This window comes from Geomonas agri, assembly GCF_020179605.1.
Lineage (GTDB): Bacteria > Desulfobacterota > Desulfuromonadia > Geobacterales > Geobacteraceae > Geomonas > Geomonas agri.
The window spans coordinates 1-19070 of sequence record NZ_JAINZO010000003.1 but is presented as its reverse complement, the minus strand read 5'-3'; the positions used below and the strand labels follow the sequence as shown (position 1 = coordinate 19070).

The following is a 19070-nucleotide window of genomic DNA, read 5'->3' as shown; positions in this document are numbered from 1 at the left end:
ATGCACTATCTGTTGCTGTATGAAGTCGCTCCGGATTACCTGGAGCGCAGGGGCGAATTTCGCGGGGCTCACCTGGCGTTGGCCTGGGAGGCAGCGCAGCGCGGCGAGTTGATTCTCGGTGGTGCTCTCACCGATCCGGCCGATGGCGCCGTCCTCCTCTTCAAGGCGGAGTCGCCGGAAGTGCCGGAGGCGTTTGCCAAGGCCGATCCTTACGTCTTGAACGGGCTGGTGGCGAAGTGGACCGTGCGCGGCTGGTACACCGTGGTCGGCGACCAAGCCCACGCACCGGTTCGCCCGTAGTATTTTCTCTAGAGGGGGCGTGGCAGGAAAGGTCCCGCCGGCTGCGCGGCCAGCGCGGACCTGCTTTCCTGTATCACGCCAGCTGCTCTCATCTGCAGTTCTGCTGCTTCGAGAGCTTCCATCAGCGCCGACTCTCCCCTGGTCAGCTCAAAGCTGTTCCCCCGGCGCACGAGGTAATCCCTGCCGTCTCCCTTGGTAAGCCAGATGGTTCCGGTGAGACAGCGCAGCATGAGCCCGTGCGCTCCCCCCGTCAGGCTCAACAGTTCCCCTTTTCCTAGCGAGCATTCCATAGCGTCCTCCGTTTACTTTAGGTGAGTCAACTATAGCGGTGCCCGGTCAATGAGTACAGACACAGGAAAAGTGATTTGTAGCCATGACAATTGCGCGAGATTGCCGCTGTAACTGCTGGAAAGCCGGGGAACTGTACCCGTGCATTGTCAGGACGGCGGGGAGAGGGTGCCTGCAGGAGCGGGAAATGGCGCAGTTGCAACGTAATGGAAGAATGAGGTTGCATTGAGAAAAAACTGCTGCTATAGTCTCGGTTTCTTGCCTGCCCCGGCGGCAAGTCTATGTAACGATTGAGTTGTATATGTTGCCCTCGGAAAAATAAATTCGCACGCGGAAAAAAAGATGTTGACACCGAACTCCTTTTGCTTTAGAACAGGGATTCGCTTCGCAACACAAGGGCGCGGCGAAATGGTAGCGGATGGTAGCGAATCAGCTGGCGTAGCTCAATTGGTAGAGCAGCTGACTTGTAATCAGCAGGTTGCGGGTTCGAGTCCCATCGTCAGCTCCAGATTGAAAAGTTAATAGCACCACTTCTGTCTGGAGGGATTCCCGAGCGGCCAAAGGGAACAGACTGTAAATCTGTCGTCATCGACTTCGGAGGTTCGAATCCTCCTCCCTCCACCATACAAACTTCAGATGAGATGAGCATCTGCTCAAATCAGGAGATCTTAGCGGGTCGCTGGTACTGGTTGAGTGGAGCGCAAGTCGAGTCAAAAAACTTCAGAGCAGGGAATTGGCGGGAATAGCTCAGTTGGCTAGAGCATCAGCCTTCCAAGCTGAGGGTCGCGGGTTCGAGTCCCGTTTCCCGCTCCAAAAAAGAATACGCCCACATAGCTCAGTAGGTAGAGCACTTCCTTGGTAAGGAAGAGGTCACCGGTTCGAATCCGGTTGTGGGCTCCATCCCTTCTAGAAAAAGCATTCACATAACAGCTGTAGTAGATACATCAGGGAGGATTCCTCATGGCTAAAGCTAAATTCGAAAGAACTAAACCGCATGTGAACATAGGGACCATCGGTCACGTCGACCACGGCAAGACCACCCTGACCGCAGCTATCACCAAGGTGCTCGCCGGCAAAGGCCAGGCTGAGTTCAAGGCGTTCGACCAGATCGACAACGCACCGGAAGAGCGTGAGCGTGGTATCACCATCGCCACCGCACACGTCGAGTACGAGACCGACAAGCGTCACTATGCTCACGTCGACTGCCCGGGCCACGCCGACTACGTAAAGAACATGATCACCGGTGCAGCGCAGATGGACGGCGCGATCCTGGTTGTTTCCGCAGCTGACGGCCCGATGCCGCAGACCCGCGAGCACATCCTGCTTGCACGTCAGGTTGGCGTCCCCTACATCGTCGTGTTCCTGAACAAGGCCGACATGGTGGACGACGAGGAGCTCCTCGAGCTGGTCGAGCTGGAAGTTCGCGAACTCCTCTCCTCCTACGACTTCCCGGGCGACGATATCCCGATCATCAAGGGGTCCGCTCTGAAAGGCCTCGAGGGCGATGCAGGCGAGCTGGGCGAGCAGGCCATCATGAAGCTGATGGACGCCGTCGACGCCTACATCCCGGAGCCGCAGCGCGCTATCGACAAGCCGTTCCTCATGCCGGTCGAGGACGTGTTCTCCATCTCCGGTCGTGGTACCGTTGCTACCGGTCGTGTTGAGCGTGGCATCGTGAAGGTCGGCGAGGAAGTCGAGATCGTCGGCATCAAAGCTACCACCAAGACCACCGTTACCGGCGTCGAGATGTTCCGTAAGCTCCTCGACGAAGGCCGCGCTGGCGACAACATCGGCGCGCTGCTGCGCGGCGTGAAGCGTGAGGAGATCGAGCGTGGCCAGGTTCTTGCCAAGCCGGGCTCCATCACCCCGCACACCAAGTTCAAAGCCGAAGCCTACATCCTGTCCAAGGAAGAGGGCGGCCGTCACACCCCGTTCTTCAACGGCTACCGTCCGCAGTTCTACTTCAGGACCACCGACGTTACCGGCGTGGTTGACCTCGAGGCCGGTGTCGAGATGGTTATGCCGGGCGACAACGTCTCGGTAACCGTGAACCTGATCACCCCGATCGCAATGGACGAAGGTCTGCGCTTCGCAATCCGCGAAGGCGGCCGCACCGTCGGTGCAGGTGTCGTTGCCTCCATCATCGAGTAGGACCTGACGGGGCCTTTGAGTTCCGGAAGGATTGGGACACGAAAATAGTTTGAAAAGGACGAAAGAAAATGCCTAGAGACATCATCACCCTTGGGTGCACCGAGTGCAAACAGCGTAACTATACCACCACGAAGAACAAGAAGAATACGCCTCAGAAGCTGGAGTTCAACAAGTACTGCCGCTTCTGCCAGAAGCACACGCCGCACAAGGAAACCAAATAGTTTGATTTGGGGTTCCCGGAACTGTCCGGGAACCTCCGCCGCAGGCCAGTAGCTCTAACGGCTAGAGCACCGGTCTCCAAAACCGGGTGTTGGGGGTTCGAATCCCTCCTGGCCTGCCATTTTTTTTATCTTCACGAAGTGGGGAGTGACAAGTGCTCGCGAAAGCCAAGACTTTTTTCGAGGATGTACAGGCGGAGCTTGCCAAGGTGACTTGGCCGACGCGTAAAGAGACCTTCTCTACTGCTCAGGTGGTTGTCGTCATCATCGTGATCATCTCACTTTACCTTGGCGTCTGCGACGTGGTCCTTACTAAGCTCATCAAGTCGATTCTCCGCTAGAGGACTCATCAAATGGCACACAAATGGTACGGCGTACATACCTACTCCGGTTTCGAGAACAAGGTGCGGCTCTCTCTGGCAGAGCGCATCAAGAACCTCGAGATGGAGGAGTTCTTCGGCGAGATCCTGATCCCGTGCGAAACCGTCGTCGAACTTAAGAAGGGGGAGAAGAAGACTTCTTCCAGGAAGTTCTTCCCCGGATACATCCTGGTGAACATGGAACTGAACGACGACACCTGGCACGTGGTCAAGGAGACCGCGAAGGTAACCGGGTTCGTCGGTGGCAATAATCCCTTCCCGATCCCGGACGACGAAGTCAACAAGATCACCAAGAGGATGGAAGAGGGAGCCGAAAAGCCCCGTCCCAAGGTCCTCTTCGAAGTGGGCGAGACGGTCAGGGTCATCGACGGTCCCTTCCTCAACTTCTCGGGTGTGGTCGAGGACGTCAAGCCGGACAAGGGGAAACTCAAGGTCATGGTCAGCATCTTCGGGCGCGCGACCCCGGTCGAGCTCGAATTTATGCAGGTAGAAAAGCAGTAGGGAAACCACTGTTGCCGATAAGAAGCTTCAGGCAGTTCGAAGGAATGAAAAAGGAGTAGGAAAATGGCGAAAAAGATCACCGGTTACATAAAGCTGCAGGTACCCGCAGGGAAGGCAAACCCGTCTCCTCCGATCGGTCCCGCACTCGGTCAGCACGGCGTCAACATCATGGAGTTCTGCAAGGCTTTCAATGCGAAGACCCAGGCGGACGAAGGGACCATCACCCCGGTCGTCATCACTGTCTACGCTGACAGGTCCTTCACCTTCATCACCAAGACCCCGCCGGCTCCGGTCCTCATCAAGAAAGCTCTCGGCCTCCAGAGCGGTTCCGCTACCCCCAACAAGACCAAGGTGGGCAAGCTGACCAAGGAGCAGGTCCGCGAGATCGCTACGAAGAAGATGCCCGACCTCAATGCCGCGAGCCTTGAGGCTGCCATGAAGACCATTGAAGGTACCGCGCGCAGCATGGGCGTTGAAATAGCTTAAGTTAAAGAGAGGGTTATCAGAAATGTCTATGACAAAAAAGCTTAAAGAGGCTCGCGCCAAGGTCGACAGGACCAAAACCTATCCCCTGACCGACGGCCTTGAGCTCGTGAAGAGCGCGGCTTATGCGAAGTTCGACGAGACTGTCGACCTGGTGGTGAAGCTGGGCGTTGACCCGCGTCACGCCGACCAGATGGTCCGCGGCGCCGTCGTGCTCCCCAACGGTCTCGGCAAGGACGTGCGCGTCTTGGTCTTCGCCAAAGGCGAGAAGGAGAAGGAGGCCCGCGAGGCCGGTGCTGATTACGTCGGTGCCGACGACCTGGTCGCCAAGATCCAGGAAGGGTGGTTCGAGTTTGACACCGCCATCGCTACCCCGGACATGATGGGTGTGGTCGGTAAGATCGGTAAGCTCCTCGGTCCCCGCGGCCTGATGCCGAACCCGAAGGTCGGAACCGTTACCTTCGACCTGGCTCGCGCCATCAAGGAGTCCAAGTCCGGTAAGGTTGAGTTCCGCGTCGAGAAGGCCGGTATCATCCACGCTCCGGTAGGCAAGGTTTCCTTCACCGCAGAAACCCTGAAGCAGAACGTCGTCGCCCTGGTGGAAGCCCTCCAGAAGGCGAAGCCGGCTGCCGCCAAGGGCACCTACATGAAGAAGGTCTCCGTGTCCTCCACCATGGGCCCGGGCGTCACCATCGATCTCGCTGACATCAGCGCGGTCTTGAAATAAAGAGCAGTATCGCTGTAAAGCCAAAGTCAAAGACAGTGGGTGTGCCAGTAGCATCGTCGGCGCTTAAACGCTTCCAGGCGGCCAACCGAGACTTGCAGATGTTGCGCGAAAAAGCATGTTCCGCAACTTCCTGACTTTGGCGGGGTTCCGTACCCGTATACCAAAAGAAAGGAGGAAGGCGCTTGAATAAGGAAAACAAGCAAGAACTTGTTGCCGAGATGCACGACAAGCTCCAGAGGGCGCAGGCGGTATTCCTCGCGGATTTCCGCGGGATGAACGTCGGCCAGGCCACCGAGCTCAGAAACGAGCTCAGGAAAGCCAACGCGGAGTACAAAGTCGTCAAGAACACCCTGCTCGAGATCGCTTCCAAAGGGACCGACAAGGAAGGTCTGTCGCAGTACTACGCAGGCCCCACTGCCATCGCCCTTTGCTACGACGATCCCGTCGCGGCAGCCAAGGTGCTGTCCCGCTTCAACAAGGAAAACACTAACCCGTTTACCTTGAAAGCTGGCGTGCTCACCGGCAAGACCATCAACGTGGCTGAGATTCAGGCTCTGGCAGACCTGCCGAGCCGCGAAGTGCTTATCGCCAAGATGCTGGGCAGCATGCAGGCACCGGCAAGCAACTTCGTACGCGTTCTCGCGGCTGTCCCGGGCGGTTTCGTACGCGCGCTGGAGCAGATCAGGATCCAGAAGGCTGCCTAGTCGCAGTCACCAACAATTTTCGCTTTAAACATCTAACAATATTCTCTGGAGGAGAAAGAAATGGCTATCACCAAAGAAGAAGTAATCAGCTTCATTGAGAACATGTCCGTCCTCGAACTTGCTGGCCTCGTGAAAGAGCTCGAGGAGAAGTTCGGCGTTTCCGCAGCCGCTCCGGTTGCTGTCGCTGCTGCTGGCCCGGCTGCTGGCCCGGCTGAAGCTGCTGAAGAGAAGACCGAGTTCGACGTCATCCTGAAGTCCGCTGGCGCCAACAAGATCGGCGTCATCAAGGTCGTTCGCGGCCTGACCTCCCTGGGCCTCAAAGAAGCCAAGGACCTGGTCGACGGCGCTCCGCAGCCGGTCAAGACTGGCATCTCCAAAGAAGAAGCTGCCGACGCACAGAAGCAGCTGGTCGAGGCTGGCGCAGAAGTGGAAGTTAAGTAAGCAGCTTCGCACCGATCTTTACCAAAGCCAAGGTCGCTTTTTGCGGCCTTGGCTGTTCTATTTTAGTTTGAGGCCGCTTCACCCCGCAGCCCCGTCCGACCAGAACAGCAGGAAATTCAAGGGGGTGGAGGTCTTCCAAGGCGTTCACCACAAGGAGAAGATATGGCTTATTCAATCGCGAATAACCCCCTGTTGCGCAAGAACTTCGCCAAGATCCACAAGATCATCGACATACCGAACCTCATCGACATCCAGAAAAATTCCTACAAGAGATTCCTCCAACTCGACACTCCCGTAGACGCACGCAAGAACTCCGGCCTGGAAGCCGTGTTCCGCAGCGTGTTCCCGATCAGGGACTTCAGCGACACCGCCTCGCTTGAGTACGTTTCGTATTCGCTGGGCGCGCCGAAGTACGACGTGGAGGAGTGCCACCAGAGGGGGATGACCTTTGCCGCACCGATGAAGGTGAAGGTAAGGCTGGTTGTGTGGGACGTGGCGAAGGACCCCGGTACCAGATCGATCCGCGACATCAAGGAGCAGGAGGTTTATTTCGGCGAAATCCCGCTGATGACCGACAACGGGACCTTTATCATAAACGGCACCGAGCGCGTTATCGTGAGCCAGCTGCACCGCTCGCCGGGCGTGTTTTACGACCACGACAAGGGCAAGACCCACTCCAGTGGCAAGGTGCTCTACTCGGCCCGCGTGATCCCGTACCGCGGTTCGTGGCTTGACTTTGAATTTGACCATAAAGACATCCTTTATGTTCGCATAGACAGGCGTCGCAAGATGCCGGCCACCGTGCTCCTGAAGGCCCTTGGCTACTCCAACGACGCGCTGATCAACTACTTCTACAAGTCTGAGGAAGTGAAGGTCGGCGAGAACGGCGCCATGACCAAGCTGGTGGACGCGGACCTCCTCTCCAACCAGAAGGCCACCGCGGACATCGTGGACCCGGGCACCCAGGAAGTCATCCTCAAGGCGAACCGCAAGTTCACCAAGGCGGCGCTCCGTAAGATGGCCGAGCACGGCATCAAGGAGATTCCCATTGCCGAGGAGGAGGTGGTCGGCAAGGTCGCTTCCCACGACATCTACGATCCCGCTACCGGCGAAATCGTGGTGGAGTGCAACGAGGAGATTACCCAGGCGAAGCTCGAGGAGATGACCCAGAAGGGGATCACTTCCTTCCAGGTGCTCTTTATCGACAACCTGCACGTCACCTCCAGCTTCCGCGACACCATCCTGATCGACAAGATCGGCTCCACCGACGAGGCGCTGATCGAGATCTACCGCCGTCTGCGTCCGGGCGATCCGCCGACCCTGAAGAGCGCGCTGGTTCTCTTCGAGAACCTGTTCTTCAACGCAGAGCGTTACGACCTCTCCGCCGTAGGCCGCTTGAAGCTCAACTACAAGCTGGGCGTGGACGTGCCGCTTGACTGCATGACCCTCACCCGCGAGGACATCCTCGAGGTGGTGCGCTACCTGATCGAGCTGAAAAACGGCAAGGGCAACATCGACGACATCGACCACCTGGGCAACCGCCGCGTGCGCGCCGTGGGTGAACTCCTCGAGAACCAGTACCGCATCGGCCTGGTGAGGATGGAGCGCGCCATCAAGGAGCGCATGTCGCTGCAGGAAGTCGAGAACCTGATGCCGCACGACCTGATCAACTCCAAGCCGGTTTCCGCCGTCGTCAAGGAGTTCTTCGGTTCCTCGCAGCTGTCGCAGTTCATGGACCAGACCAACCCGCTCTCCGAGGTCACCCACAAGCGTCGTCTCTCGGCCCTTGGACCGGGCGGTCTTACCCGCGAGCGCGCTGGCTTCGAAGTCCGCGACGTACACCCGACTCACTACGGCCGCGTCTGCCCGATTGAGACCCCTGAAGGCCCGAACATCGGTCTGATCGCGTCCCTGTCCACCTACGCCCGCATCAACGAGCACGGCTTCGTCGAGACGCCGTACCGCGTGGTGCGCGATGGCAAGGTGACCGACGAGGTCCGCTTCTTCTCCGCACTGGAAGAGGAAGGCCACGCCATCGCCCAGGCCAACGCCGACATCGACGAGACCGGCCGCTTCGTCGCCGACTACATCTCTGCCAGGAAGTCCGGCGAGTTCGTGCTGGTCGGTCGTGACGAGCTGGAGCTCATGGACGTCGCCCCGATGCAGCTGGTGTCGGTCGCGGCCTCGCTGATCCCGTTCCTCGAGAACGACGACGCGAACCGTGCACTCATGGGTTCCAACATGCAGCGCCAGGCGGTACCGCTGCTGCGCGCCGACTCCCCGCTGGTCGGTACCGGCATGGAGCGCGTCGTGGCACGCGACTCCGGGGTTTCCTCGGTCGCCCGCCACAACGGCGTGGTCGAGAGCGTCGACGCATCCCGCATCGTCGTCAAGATCGACGAGGACCAGTACGATGCCACCGGCACCGGTGTCGACATCTACAACCTGATCAAGTTCGCCCGTTCCAACCAGAACACCTGCATCAACCAGAGGCCGGTGGTCAAGGTGGGCGACCATGTCAAGGCCGGCGACATCATCGCCGACGGTCCTTCGACCGACATGGGTGAGCTGGCTCTGGGACAGAACGTGCTGATCGCGTTCATGCCGTGGGGCGGCTACAACTACGAGGACTCCATTCTCATCTCGGAGCGCCTGGTAAAAGACGACCGCTACACCTCGATCCACATCGAGGAGTTCGAGGCCGTGGCCCGCGACACGAAGCTCGGCAAGGAGGAGATCACCTCCGATATCCCGAACCTGGGCGAAGAGACCCTCAAGGACCTCGACGAGTCCGGCATCATCAGGATCGGCGCCGAGGTTCGCCCGGGCGACATCCTGGTCGGCAAGATCACCCCGAAAGGCGAGACCCAGCTCTCCCCGGAAGAGAAGCTCCTCAGGGCCATCTTCGGCGAGAAGGCAGGCGACGTGCGCGACACCTCGCTCAGGGTTCCGCCGGGGGTAGAGGGCACCGTCATCGGCGCCAAGATCTTCTCCAGGAAGGGTGCCGATAAGGACGCCCGTACCGAGATCATCGAGAAGGCCGAAGAGCAGCGCCTGCGTAAGGACGAGCAGGACGAGATCCGCATCATCCGCGACTCGGCTATCGGCAAGCTGAAGAAACTGTTGGTGGGCAAGACCGCCGCAGTGAAGATAGAAGGTACCGACGGCAAGGTACTGATCCCGAAAGGGGCCGTCATCACCGAGGAGATGCTGAAGTCGTTCTCCATGGACCGCTGGGACGAGATCTCCATCGCCGATGACGATACCATCGACGAAAAAGTGGCCCAGACCCTGTCCACGCTGAACCAGCAGATCGACATCATCAAGTACGTCTTCGACGACAAGGTGCAGAAGCTGCGTCGCGGCGACGACCTGCCGCCGGGCGTCATCAAGATGGTCAAGGTCTACATCGCCATCAAGCGTAAGCTCCAGGTGGGCGACAAGATGGCGGGGCGCCACGGTAACAAGGGCGTCGTTTCCAGGATCCTCCCGGAAGAGGATATGCCGTACATGGAAGACGGCCGTCCGGTAGAGATCGTGCTGAACCCGCTGGGCGTACCTTCCCGTATGAACGTGGGGCAGATCCTCGAGATGCACCTCGGTTGGGGCGCCAAGGGTCTTGGCTGGAAGATCGAGGAGTTCCTCGAGAAGAACGCCCCGCACGATGAGATCAAGAGGTTCCTGAAGGGCGCGTACGACAACCCGGAAATGGACCGCTTCCTCGACACCCTGGAAGGGGAGGAGCTTCTCAACGTGGCACGCCGCCTCAAGCGCGGCATCCCGATGTCGTCGCCGGTATTCGAGGGGGCGAGCGAGGAGTCGATCCAGTCGATGCTGACCCACGCAGGCTTCAGCACCACTGGCCAGGTCACGCTCTACGACGGCAAGAGCGGCGACAAGTTCATGCACCAGGTCACCGTCGGCATCATGTACTTCCTGAAACTGCACCACTTGGTCGACGACAAGATCCACGCCAGGAGCATCGGTCCCTACTCCCTGGTCACCCAGCAGCCGCTGGGCGGCAAGGCGCAGTTCGGTGGTCAGCGACTCGGGGAGATGGAGGTCTGGGCGATGGAAGCCTACGGCGCCGCGTACGCGCTGCAGGAGTTCCTCACCGTCAAGTCCGACGACGTGGCCGGCCGCACCAGGATGTACGAGGCCATCGTCAAAGGGAAGCACACCCTGGAGCCGGGCCTGCCCGAGTCGTTCAACGTCCTCATCAAGGAACTGCAGTCCCTTGGTCTCGACGTGGAACTGCTGGAGACCGAAGAGGACTAGGACGCTTTGTCTGACCGGTCCGACTAGCCTGACTAGTCCGACCGGTCAGACTGTCCGACGAACTGCTTGAAACAGATAACGTAACTCCTACCGCCAAGGAGGAAAATACTTTGGAAGATATTTTCAATTTTTTCGATAAGCCGAAAGATCCGCTCCACTTCTCGTCCATCAAGATCTCGATCTCCTCGCCGGACAAGATCCGCGAGCGTTCCTTCGGGGAAGTGAAGAAGCCGGAGACCATCAACTACCGCACCTTCAAGCCGGAGCGCGACGGTCTTTTCTGCGCCAAGATCTTCGGCCCGACCAAGGACTACGAGTGCAACTGCGGCAAGTACAAGCGCATGAAGCACCGCGGCATCGTCTGCGAAAAGTGCGGCGTCGAGGTCATCCCGTCCAAGGTGCGCCGCGAGCGCCTGGGCCACATCGACCTCGCCACTCCGGTGGCGCACATCTGGTTCCTTAAGTCCCTGCCGTCGCGTATCGGCAACCTGATGGACATCACCCTGAAGGACCTCGAGAAGGTGCTCTATTTCGAGGCCTACGTGGTGACCGACCCGAAAGAGACCGGCATGCCCTTTGGCACCGTGCTCTCCGAGGACCAGTACCAGAAGGCCCTCGAGGAATATAACTACGGCTTCGAGGCCGGCATGGGTGCTGCGGCAATCCGCACCTGCCTGACCTCGATGGACCTGGACCAGCTCTCCGAGCAGCTCCGCATCGAGATGCAGGAGGCGACCAGCGAGGCGAAGCGCAAAAAGACCGCGAAGCGTCTCAAGGTCATCGACGCCTTCAAGAACTCCGGCAACAAGCCCGAGTGGATGATCCTCGAGTGCATCCCGGTGCTGCCGCCGGAACTGCGCCCGCTGGTACCGCTCGACGGCGGCCGTTTCGCGACCTCCGACCTGAACGACCTGTACCGTCGCGTCATCAACCGCAACAACCGCTTGAAGCGCCTGATGGAACTGCAGGCCCCCGAGGTCATCATCAGGAACGAGAAGCGCATGCTGCAGGAGGCGGTCGACGCACTGTTCGACAACGGCCGCCGCGGCCGCGCCATCGCCGGCCCCAACAAGCGTCCGCTCAAGTCGCTCTCCGACATGCTCAAGGGCAAGTCGGGCCGCTTCCGCCAGAACCTTCTGGGTAAGCGTGTCGACTACTCCGGCCGTTCCGTTATCGTCGTCGGTCCTGAACTCAGGCTGCACCAGTGCGGTCTGCCGAAGAAGATGGCCCTTGAGCTCTTCAAGCCGTTCATCTACAACAAGCTCGAGGAGCGCGGTTTCGTCACCACCATCAAGAGCGCCAAGAAGATGGTGGAGAAAGAGAAGCCGGAGGTCTGGGACGTTCTCGAAGAGGTCATCAAGGAGCACCCGGTCCTGCTGAACCGCGCACCGACCCTGCACCGCCTCGGCATCCAGGCCTTCGAGCCGGTCCTCATCGAGGGCAAGGCGATCCAGCTCCACCCGCTGGTCTGCACCGCCTTCAACGCGGACTTCGACGGTGACCAGATGGCGGTCCATCTCCCCCTCTCGGTAGAGAGCCAGGTGGAGGCACGCGTCCTCATGATGTCGACCAACAACATCCTGTCGCCGGCGCACGGCAAGCCTATCATCGTGCCGTCGCAGGACATGGTCCTCGGCATCTACTACATGACCCGCGAGAAGCACTTCGCGCAGGGCGAAGGGAAGATATTCGCCTCCCCGGACGAAGTGTCCATCGCCTGGGATGCGACCGAGGTGCACCTCCAGGCCCGCATCAAGGTCAGGATGAAAAACCTCGTCTCCGACGAAAAACCGACCCTGGTCGAGACCACCGTCGGCCGCGTGCTGCTGCGCGAGATCCTGCCGGACGCGGTACCCTTCTCAGCCATCAACAAGGTGATGACCAAGAAGGAACTCTCCAACCTGGTCGACACCTGCTACCGTCTGGCTGGCAACAAGGAGACCGTCATCCTCGCCGACAAGCTGAAGTCGATCGGCTTCCGCTACGCGGCCAAGGCGGGCATCTCCATCTCCATCAACGACATGGTCATCCCGGAAGGGAAGCCGGCCATCATCAATCGTGCCACCGAAGAGGTGCAGGAGATCCAGAACCAGTACACCGAAGGTCTCATCACCGACGGCGAGCGTTACAACAAGGTCATCGACATCTGGGCGAAATCGACCGAAGACATCGCGAAAGAGATGCTGGACAACCTCTCCCGCGACACCATCACCGACCCGGAAGGGAAAGAAGTGAAGGTACCGTCCTTCAACGCGATCCACATGATGGCCGACTCCGGCGCAAGGGGTAGCGCCCAGCAGATCCGCCAGCTGGCGGGGATGAGGGGACTCATGGCTAAGCCGTCGGGCGAGATCATCGAGACCCCGATCACCGCGAACTTCCGCGAAGGCCTCACCGTGCTCCAGTACTTCATCTCCACCCACGGTGCACGTAAAGGTCTGGCCGACACCGCACTCAAGACGGCGAACTCCGGTTACCTCACCCGCCGTCTGGTCGACGTCGCCCAGGACGCCATCATCACCGAGGAGGATTGCGGCACCATCGACGGCCTGACCGTCTCCTCCCTCACCGAGGGTGGCGAGGTCATCGAGCACATCGGCGACCGTATCCTCGGCCGTGTGGCCCTGGACGACATCCTCGACCCCGTCACCGGCGACGTGCTGGTAGCAGCCAACCAGGAAATCGACGAGACCCTGGTCTCGAAGATCGAGGCGGCAGGCCTTGAGAAGGTCAAGATCCGCTCGGTGCTCACCTGCGAGAGCCGTCGCGGCATCTGCGCCAAGTGCTACGGCCGTGACCTGGCACGCGGCCACCTGGTGAACCGCGGTGAGGCGGTTGGCGTCATCGCCGCCCAGTCCATCGGCGAGCCGGGCACCCAGCTGACCATGCGTACCTTCCACATCGGTGGTACCGCATCCCGTCGCGCCGAGCAGACCTCCATGGATGCGAGGAACGAGGGCTACGCCAAGTTCATCAACCTGCACTACGTAACCAACTCCGAAGGGCACCACATCGTCATGAACCGTAACGGTGAACTGGCCATCGTGGACGAGACCGGGCGCGAGCGCGAGAAGTACGGCATCGTCTACGGCGCCAAGATCAAGGTCAGCCCTGAAGAGAAGGTCACCCAGGGGCAGTCGCTGGCCGAGTGGGACCCGTACACCATGCCGATCCTCACCGAGATCTCCGGCCGCATCAAGTTCGGGGATGTCATCGAGGGCGTCACCATGGAGGAGCAGGTCGACGAAGTCACCGGCCTCTCCAGGAAGGTCATCATCGAAACCCGCGACGCCGACAAGCGTCCGCGCATCACCATCAAGGACGAGTCGGGCAAAACCGCCAAGATCGGTGAGAGCATGGCGCGCTACTACCTGCCGGTGGGCTCCAACATCAACGTGATGGAAGACACCGTGGTTGCCGCAGGTGACGTGATCGCCAAGATCCCGCGCGAAACCACCAAGACCAAGGACATCACCGGTGGTCTGCCGCGCGTCGCCGAGCTCTTCGAGGCGAGGAAACCGAAGGACTTCGCGGTCATCACCGAGATCGATGGCGTGGTCGCCTTCGGTAAGGACGCCAAGGGCAAGCGCAAAGTAATCGTCACCCCGGAAGTAGGCGAGCCGAAGGAATACCTCATCCCCAAAGGGAAGCACATCAGCGTCCACGAAGGGGACCATGTCCGCGCCGGCGAGGCGCTCATGGACGGCTCCTCCAACCCGCATGACATTCTGCGCGTACTGGGCCAGAAAGAACTGGCCAAGTACCTGGTCGACGAGGTCCAGGAGGTCTACCGTCTCCAGGGCGTCAAGATCAACGACAAGCACATCGAGACCATCGTACGTCAGATGCTGCGTCGCGTCAGGGTGAAGGATGTTGGCGATACCAACCTCTTGATCGATGACCAGATCGAGCGCTGGGTCTTTGAGGAAGAAAACGAGAAGGCGATGGATAAGGGCGGGCGTCCTGCCACGGCAGAGTCCCTGCTCCTTGGCATAACCAAGGCATCGCTCTCCACTGAGTCATTTATTTCTGCTGCTTCCTTCCAGGAAACAACAAAAGTCTTGACACAGGCATCAATTGAAGGTAAGGTCGACAGTCTGCGTGGTCTGAAGGAAAACGTGATCATGGGCCGCCTGATCCCGGCGGGTACGGGATTGGCTCTTTACCGCAACCTGCGCATGGTTGCTGAGGAGCCAGTAATCATTCCGGAGCCAGTTGAACCGGAAGATGAAGAGATCTACGAAGAAGAAGCCTAGTCCAGTATCCGGCCAGTGAGAGCGGGTTCCTCGCTTCACTGGCCGGCGTCTCACTTTTATCAAATAAAACTTGACAAGCACGTACGTTGTTGCTATTTTCGTCGCTTCCGCGCGCGGGGTACGTCTGTGCGTGGAGAAGAAACGCGTGAGAGGAATGTATGCCAACTATTAATCAGCTTATTCGTCACGGTCGGGAGTCAAAGGGTGAAAAATCCACTGCTCCGGCACTCAGGAGCTGCCCGCAGAAGAGGGGCGTTTGCACCAGGGTTTACACCACAACCCCGAAGAAACCGAACTCTGCGCTTCGTAAAGTCGCCAGGGTTAGGCTTACCAACGGCGTCGAGGTTACCTCCTACATTCCGGGTGTTGGTCACAACCTCCAGGAACACTCCGTTGTCCTGATCAGGGGCGGCAGGGTAAAGGACCTTCCGGGTGTTCGTTACCACATCGTCCGCGGCACGCTCGACTCTGTCGGCGTCAAGGGTCGTATGAAGAGCCGTTCCAAGTACGGTGCGAAAAGGCCCAAGTAACCGTACGGTGCAAAAAGACCCAAGTAACCGATTTTAAGTGAGAGGTTAAGACATGCCAAGAAGAAGAGAAGTAGCAAAGCGGGTGATCCTCCCGGATCCGAAATACGGTGACAGGGTGGTTGCCAAGCTGATCAATATAATCATGCTGGACGGCAAGAAGTCCACCGCCGAGAAAGCTCTCTACGGTGCCCTCGAGATCGCGGCCGGCAAGGCTGGCGACGAGCCGGTCAAGGTGCTCAAGAAGTGCCTGGACAACATCAAGCCGATGCTGGAAGTCAAGTCCCGCAGGGTCGGCGGCTCCACCTACCAGGTTCCGGTCGAAGTCCGTCCGGAGCGTCGCATGTCCCTGGCTATGCGCTGGCTGGTGAAGTACTCCAACGCCCGTAGCGAGAAGACTGTCACCGACAAGCTCGCCGGCGAGATCCTCGACGCGTACAACAACCGCGGTTCCGCGGTCAAGAAGCGTGAGGATACCCACAAGATGGCCGAGGCGAACCGCGCCTTCGCCCATTACCGCTGGTAGTTCACGGCGGCACCCATTAAGGCTTAGAAAGCAACTCGGAGGAACAGTAAGTGGCACGTCAGGTTTCGTTGGAAATGACCCGTAATATCGGGATCATGGCTCACATAGATGCAGGGAAGACCACCACCACGGAGCGTATTCTCTATTACACCGGTGTTTCCCACAAGATCGGCGAGGTCCATGACGGCGCCGCTACCATGGACTGGATGGAGCAGGAGCAGGAGCGCGGTATCACCATCACCTCCGCGGCTACCACCTGCAACTGGAAAGACCACCGTATCAACATCATCGACACCCCGGGTCACGTCGACTTCACCATCGAGGTCGAGCGTTCCCTGCGTGTTCTCGACGGCGCTGTCGCCGTCTTCTGCTCGGTCGGCGGCGTTGAGCCCCAGTCCGAGACCGTATGGCGCCAGGCTGACAAGTACCGCGTTCCGCGTATCGCGTTCATCAACAAGATGGACCGTATCGGCGCAGACTTCTTCCGCGGCATCGCCATGATCAAGGATCGCCTCAAGGCGAACCCGGTTGCCCTGCAGATCCCGATCGGTTCCGAGGAGAACTACAAAGGCCTCGTCGACCTGATCGAGATGAAAGGGATCGTCTTCAACGACGAGACCATGGGTGCGGTGTACGACGTGGTCGATATCCCGGCTGACCTGGTCGACCAGGCCAACGAGTACCGCGAGGCCCTGATCGAGGAAGTCGCTTCCCACGACGACGCGCTGATGGAGAAATACCTGGGCGGCGAGGAGATCTCCAACGCCGAGCTGAAAGCGGCCATCCGCCAGGCAACCCTCGACATCAAGATCTGCCCGGTCATCTGCGGCTCCGCCTTCAAGAACAAGGGCGTGCAGCACCTGCTTGACGCGGTTCTCGACTACATGCCGGCCCCGACCGACATCCCGGCTATCCAGGGCGTCGACGCCAACACCGAGGCTCCCATCGAGCGTCATGCGTCCGACGACGAGCCCTTCTCCGCACTGGGCTTCAAGATCATGACCGACCCGTTCGTGGGGCAGCTCTGCTTCTTCCGCGTCTACTCGGGCGTGATCCAGTCCGGCTCCTACGTGTACAACGCCACCAAGGGCAAGCGCGAGAGGATCGGCCGTATTCTGAAGATGCACGCCAACAAGCGTGAAGAGATCAAGGAAGTCTACGCCGGCGACATCGCCGCGGCGGTAGGCCTTAAATACACCACCACCGGCGACACCCTGTGCGACGAGAACCACGCGGTCATCCTCGAGTCCATCGAGTTCCCCGAGCCGGTTATCTCCATCGCTATCGAGCCGAAGACCAAGGCTGACCAGGAGAAGCTGGGCCTGTCGCTTGGCAAGCTCGCTTCCGAGGACCCGTCCTTCCGCGTCAAGACCGACGAGGAGACCGGCCAGACCATCATCTCCGGCATGGGCGAGCTGCACCTCGAGATCATCGTGGACCGTCTGTTCCGCGAGTTCAAGGTTGAGGCGAACGTCGGCAAGCCGCAGGTTGCTTACCGCGAGACCATCACCAAGAAGGTCAAGGCGGAAGGGAAGTTCGTGCGCCAGTCCGGCGGTCGCGGTCAGTTCGGTCACGTCTGGCTCGAGATCGAGCCGCAGGAGGCCGGCAAGGGCTACGAGTTCGTCGACGCTATCAAGGGCGGCGTCGTACCCCGTGAGTACATCCCGGCGGTCGACAAGGGCATCAAGGAGTCTCTCGATAACGGCGTCATGGCCGGTTTCCCGGTGGTCGACGTCAAGGTCACCCTGGTCGACGGTTCCTACCACGAGGTCGACTCCTCCGAGATGGCGTTCAAGATCGCAGGTTCCATGGGCTTCAAAGAGGGTTGCGCCAAGGCCGCCCCGATCATCCTGGAGCCGATCATGTCCGTCGAAGTCGTGGTTCCGGAAGAGTACATGGGCGACGTCATCGGCGACCTGAACTCCCGCCGTGGCCGCATCATGGGCATGGAAGGGCGTGCAGGCGCGCAGGTGGTCAACTCGATGGTGCCGCTGGCCCAGATGTTCGGCTACTCCACCGACCTGCGTTCCGCAACCCAGGGTCGTGCGACCTACTCCATGACCTTCGATCATTACGAGCCGGTACCGAAGTCGGTTGCCGAGGAAATAGTCGCGAAGGCCAAAGGCTAAATTAATCCAATTTCCCTACTAGGAGGATTCCGAAATGGCAAAAGCTAAATTTGAAAGAACCAAGCCGCATGTAAACATCGGTACCATCGGCCACGTCGACCACGGCAAAACCACCCTGACCGCAGCGATCACCAAGGTGCTCGCCGGCAAAGGCCAGGCTGAGTTCAAGGCGTTCGACCAGATCGACAACGCACCGGAAGAGCGTGAGCGTGGTATCACCATCGCTACCGCACACGTCGAGTACGAGACCGACAAGCGTCACTACGCTCACGTCGACTGCCCGGGCCACGCCGACTACGTAAAGAACATGATCACCGGTGCAGCGCAGATGGACGGCGCGATCCTGGTTGTTTCCGCAGCTGACGGCCCGATGCCGCAGACCCGCGAGCACATCCTGCTTGCACGTCAGGTTGGCGTCCCCTACATCGTCGTGTTCCTGAACAAGGCCGACATGGTGGACGACGAGGAGCTCCTCGAGCTGGTCGAGCTGGAAGTTCGCGAACTCCTCTCCTCCTACGACTTCCCGGGCGACGATATCCCGATCATCAAGGGGTCCGCTCTGAAAGGCCTCGAGGGCGATGCAGGCGAGCTGGGCGAGCAGGCCATCATGAAGCTGATGGACGCCGTCGACGCCTACATCCCGGAGCCGCAGCGCGCTATCGACAAGCCGTTCCTCATGCCGGTCGAGGACGTGTTCTCCATCTCCGGTCGTGGTACCGTTGCTACCGGTCGTGTTGAGCGTGGCATCGTGAAGGTCGGCGAGGAAGTCGAGATCGTCGGCATCAAAGCTACCACCAAGACCACCGTTACCGGCGTCGAGATGTTCCGTAAGCTCCTCGACGAAGGCCGCGCTGGCGACAACATCGGCGCGCTGCTGCGCGGCGTGAAGCGTGAGGAGATCGAGCGTGGCCAGGTTCTTGCCAAGCCGGGCTCCATCACCCCGCACACCAAGTTCAAAGCCGAAGCCTACATCCTGTCCAAGGAAGAGGGCGGCCGTCACACCCCGTTCTTCAACGGCTACCGTCCGCAGTTCTACTTCAGGACCACCGACGTTACCGGCGTGGTTGACCTCGAGGCCGGTGTCGAGATGGTTATGCCGGGCGACAACGTCTCGGTAACCGTGAACCTGATCACCCCGATCGCAATGGACGAAGGTCTGCG

Annotated in this window: 16 protein-coding genes and 5 tRNA genes; 20 read left to right on the top strand and 1 reads right to left on the bottom strand. The window is 59.6% G+C overall.

From position 1 onward, the window contains the following. Entirely contained in the window at window positions 1–300 is a 300-nt protein-coding gene (locus K7R21_RS19325) for a YciI-like protein (RefSeq protein WP_224984936.1), read from the top strand. 8 nt (window positions 301–308) lie between these two features. Here the strand turns inward: K7R21_RS19325 and K7R21_RS19320 are convergent, their stop codons facing one another. Next, a complete protein-coding gene (locus tag K7R21_RS19320) occupies window positions 309–590 on the bottom strand; it encodes a DUF2917 domain-containing protein (protein WP_224984935.1) in 282 nt (93 codons plus the stop codon). Window positions 591–1020: 430 nt separating this feature from the next. Between K7R21_RS19320 and K7R21_RS19315 the strand changes: the two genes are divergently transcribed. The 19 genes from K7R21_RS19315 to tuf (K7R21_RS19225) all read left to right on the top strand — a co-directional run. Then, window positions 1021–1096, top strand: a tRNA-Thr gene (locus K7R21_RS19315). A 31-nt stretch (window positions 1097–1127) separates the two neighbouring features. Beyond that, window positions 1128–1212 (top strand) — tRNA-Tyr (locus K7R21_RS19310). A 112-nt stretch (window positions 1213–1324) separates the two neighbouring features. Next, window positions 1325–1401, top strand: a tRNA-Gly gene (locus K7R21_RS19305). Between the two features lie 11 nt (window positions 1402–1412). Further along, a tRNA-Thr gene (locus tag K7R21_RS19300) sits at window positions 1413–1488 on the top strand. Window positions 1489–1548: 60 nt separating this feature from the next. Further along, window positions 1549–2739 (top strand): elongation factor Tu, encoded by a 1191-nt coding sequence (gene tuf / locus K7R21_RS19295; protein WP_224984934.1) that lies wholly within the window; start codon window positions 1549–1551, stop codon window positions 2737–2739. 68 nt (window positions 2740–2807) lie between these two features. Then, a complete protein-coding gene (gene rpmG / locus K7R21_RS19290) occupies window positions 2808–2960 on the top strand; it encodes a 50S ribosomal protein L33 (protein WP_183350942.1) in 153 nt (50 codons plus the stop codon). A gap of 42 nt (window positions 2961–3002) precedes the next feature. Then, a tRNA-Trp gene (locus K7R21_RS19285) sits at window positions 3003–3079 on the top strand. Between the two features lie 33 nt (window positions 3080–3112). Continuing rightward, window positions 3113–3298, top strand: coding sequence for a preprotein translocase subunit SecE (gene secE, locus K7R21_RS19280; RefSeq protein WP_199390446.1), 186 nt, complete (start codon window positions 3113–3115; stop codon window positions 3296–3298). A 12-nt stretch (window positions 3299–3310) separates the two neighbouring features. Continuing rightward, the gene (gene nusG, locus K7R21_RS19275) at window positions 3311–3838 is read left to right on the top strand and encodes a transcription termination/antitermination protein NusG (protein WP_183350946.1); all 528 of its coding nucleotides are present in this window, start codon (window positions 3311–3313) and stop codon (window positions 3836–3838) included. A 63-nt stretch (window positions 3839–3901) separates the two neighbouring features. After that, on the top strand, window positions 3902–4324 hold the full coding sequence (rplK, locus tag K7R21_RS19270; RefSeq protein WP_183350948.1) for a 50S ribosomal protein L11: 423 nt from the start codon (window positions 3902–3904) through the stop codon (window positions 4322–4324). A gap of 22 nt (window positions 4325–4346) precedes the next feature. Continuing rightward, a complete protein-coding gene (rplA, locus tag K7R21_RS19265; RefSeq protein WP_224984933.1) occupies window positions 4347–5048 on the top strand; it encodes a 50S ribosomal protein L1 in 702 nt (233 codons plus the stop codon). Between the two features lie 182 nt (window positions 5049–5230). Next, a complete protein-coding gene (rplJ, locus tag K7R21_RS19260) occupies window positions 5231–5752 on the top strand; it encodes a 50S ribosomal protein L10 (protein WP_183350951.1) in 522 nt (173 codons plus the stop codon). A gap of 60 nt (window positions 5753–5812) precedes the next feature. Continuing rightward, window positions 5813–6193, top strand: a complete 381-nt coding sequence (rplL, locus tag K7R21_RS19255; protein ID WP_217287376.1) for a 50S ribosomal protein L7/L12 — start codon at window positions 5813–5815, stop codon at window positions 6191–6193. 162 nt (window positions 6194–6355) lie between these two features. Continuing rightward, window positions 6356–10471, top strand: a complete 4116-nt coding sequence (rpoB, locus tag K7R21_RS19250) for a DNA-directed RNA polymerase subunit beta (RefSeq protein WP_224984932.1) — start codon at window positions 6356–6358, stop codon at window positions 10469–10471. Between the two features lie 110 nt (window positions 10472–10581). After that, window positions 10582–14727, top strand: a complete 4146-nt coding sequence (rpoC, locus tag K7R21_RS19245) for a DNA-directed RNA polymerase subunit beta' (RefSeq protein WP_224984931.1) — start codon at window positions 10582–10584, stop codon at window positions 14725–14727. Window positions 14728–14885: 158 nt separating this feature from the next. Next, window positions 14886–15257: a 30S ribosomal protein S12 gene (rpsL, locus tag K7R21_RS19240; protein WP_015719175.1), complete on the top strand. Its 372-nt coding sequence runs from the start codon at window positions 14886–14888 to the stop codon at window positions 15255–15257. Window positions 15258–15309: 52 nt separating this feature from the next. Beyond that, window positions 15310–15780 (top strand): 30S ribosomal protein S7, encoded by a 471-nt coding sequence (gene rpsG, locus K7R21_RS19235; protein ID WP_129128342.1) that lies wholly within the window; start codon window positions 15310–15312, stop codon window positions 15778–15780. Window positions 15781–15830: 50 nt separating this feature from the next. Beyond that, the gene (gene fusA / locus K7R21_RS19230; protein WP_224984930.1) at window positions 15831–17909 is read left to right on the top strand and encodes an elongation factor G; all 2079 of its coding nucleotides are present in this window, start codon (window positions 15831–15833) and stop codon (window positions 17907–17909) included. A 34-nt stretch (window positions 17910–17943) separates the two neighbouring features. Next, a partial coding sequence (tuf, locus tag K7R21_RS19225; protein ID WP_224984929.1) for an elongation factor Tu occupies window positions 17944–19070 on the top strand: 1127 nt, incomplete at its 3' end.

Excerpts from the sequence above, each read along its gene's own strand:
- K7R21_RS19325 (WP_224984936.1), top strand. The coding sequence starts at position 1 with ATGCACTATCTGTTGCTGTATGAAGTCGCTCCGGATTACCTGGAGCGC.
- rplL (WP_217287376.1), top strand. The coding sequence starts at position 5,813 with ATGGCTATCACCAAAGAAGAAGTAATCAGCTTCATTGAGAACATGTCC.
- rpmG (WP_183350942.1), top strand. The coding sequence starts at position 2,808 with ATGCCTAGAGACATCATCACCCTTGGGTGCACCGAGTGCAAACAGCGT.
- rplK (WP_183350948.1), top strand. The coding sequence starts at position 3,902 with ATGGCGAAAAAGATCACCGGTTACATAAAGCTGCAGGTACCCGCAGGG.
- rpsL (WP_015719175.1), top strand. The coding sequence starts at position 14,886 with ATGCCAACTATTAATCAGCTTATTCGTCACGGTCGGGAGTCAAAGGGT.
- tuf (WP_224984934.1), top strand. The coding sequence starts at position 1,549 with ATGGCTAAAGCTAAATTCGAAAGAACTAAACCGCATGTGAACATAGGG.
- K7R21_RS19320 (WP_224984935.1), bottom strand. The coding sequence starts at position 590 with ATGGAATGCTCGCTAGGAAAAGGGGAACTGTTGAGCCTGACGGGGGGA.
- nusG (WP_183350946.1), top strand. The coding sequence starts at position 3,311 with ATGGCACACAAATGGTACGGCGTACATACCTACTCCGGTTTCGAGAAC.
- rplA (WP_224984933.1), top strand. The coding sequence starts at position 4,347 with ATGTCTATGACAAAAAAGCTTAAAGAGGCTCGCGCCAAGGTCGACAGG.
- rpoB (WP_224984932.1), top strand. The coding sequence starts at position 6,356 with ATGGCTTATTCAATCGCGAATAACCCCCTGTTGCGCAAGAACTTCGCC.
- rpsG (WP_129128342.1), top strand. The coding sequence starts at position 15,310 with ATGCCAAGAAGAAGAGAAGTAGCAAAGCGGGTGATCCTCCCGGATCCG.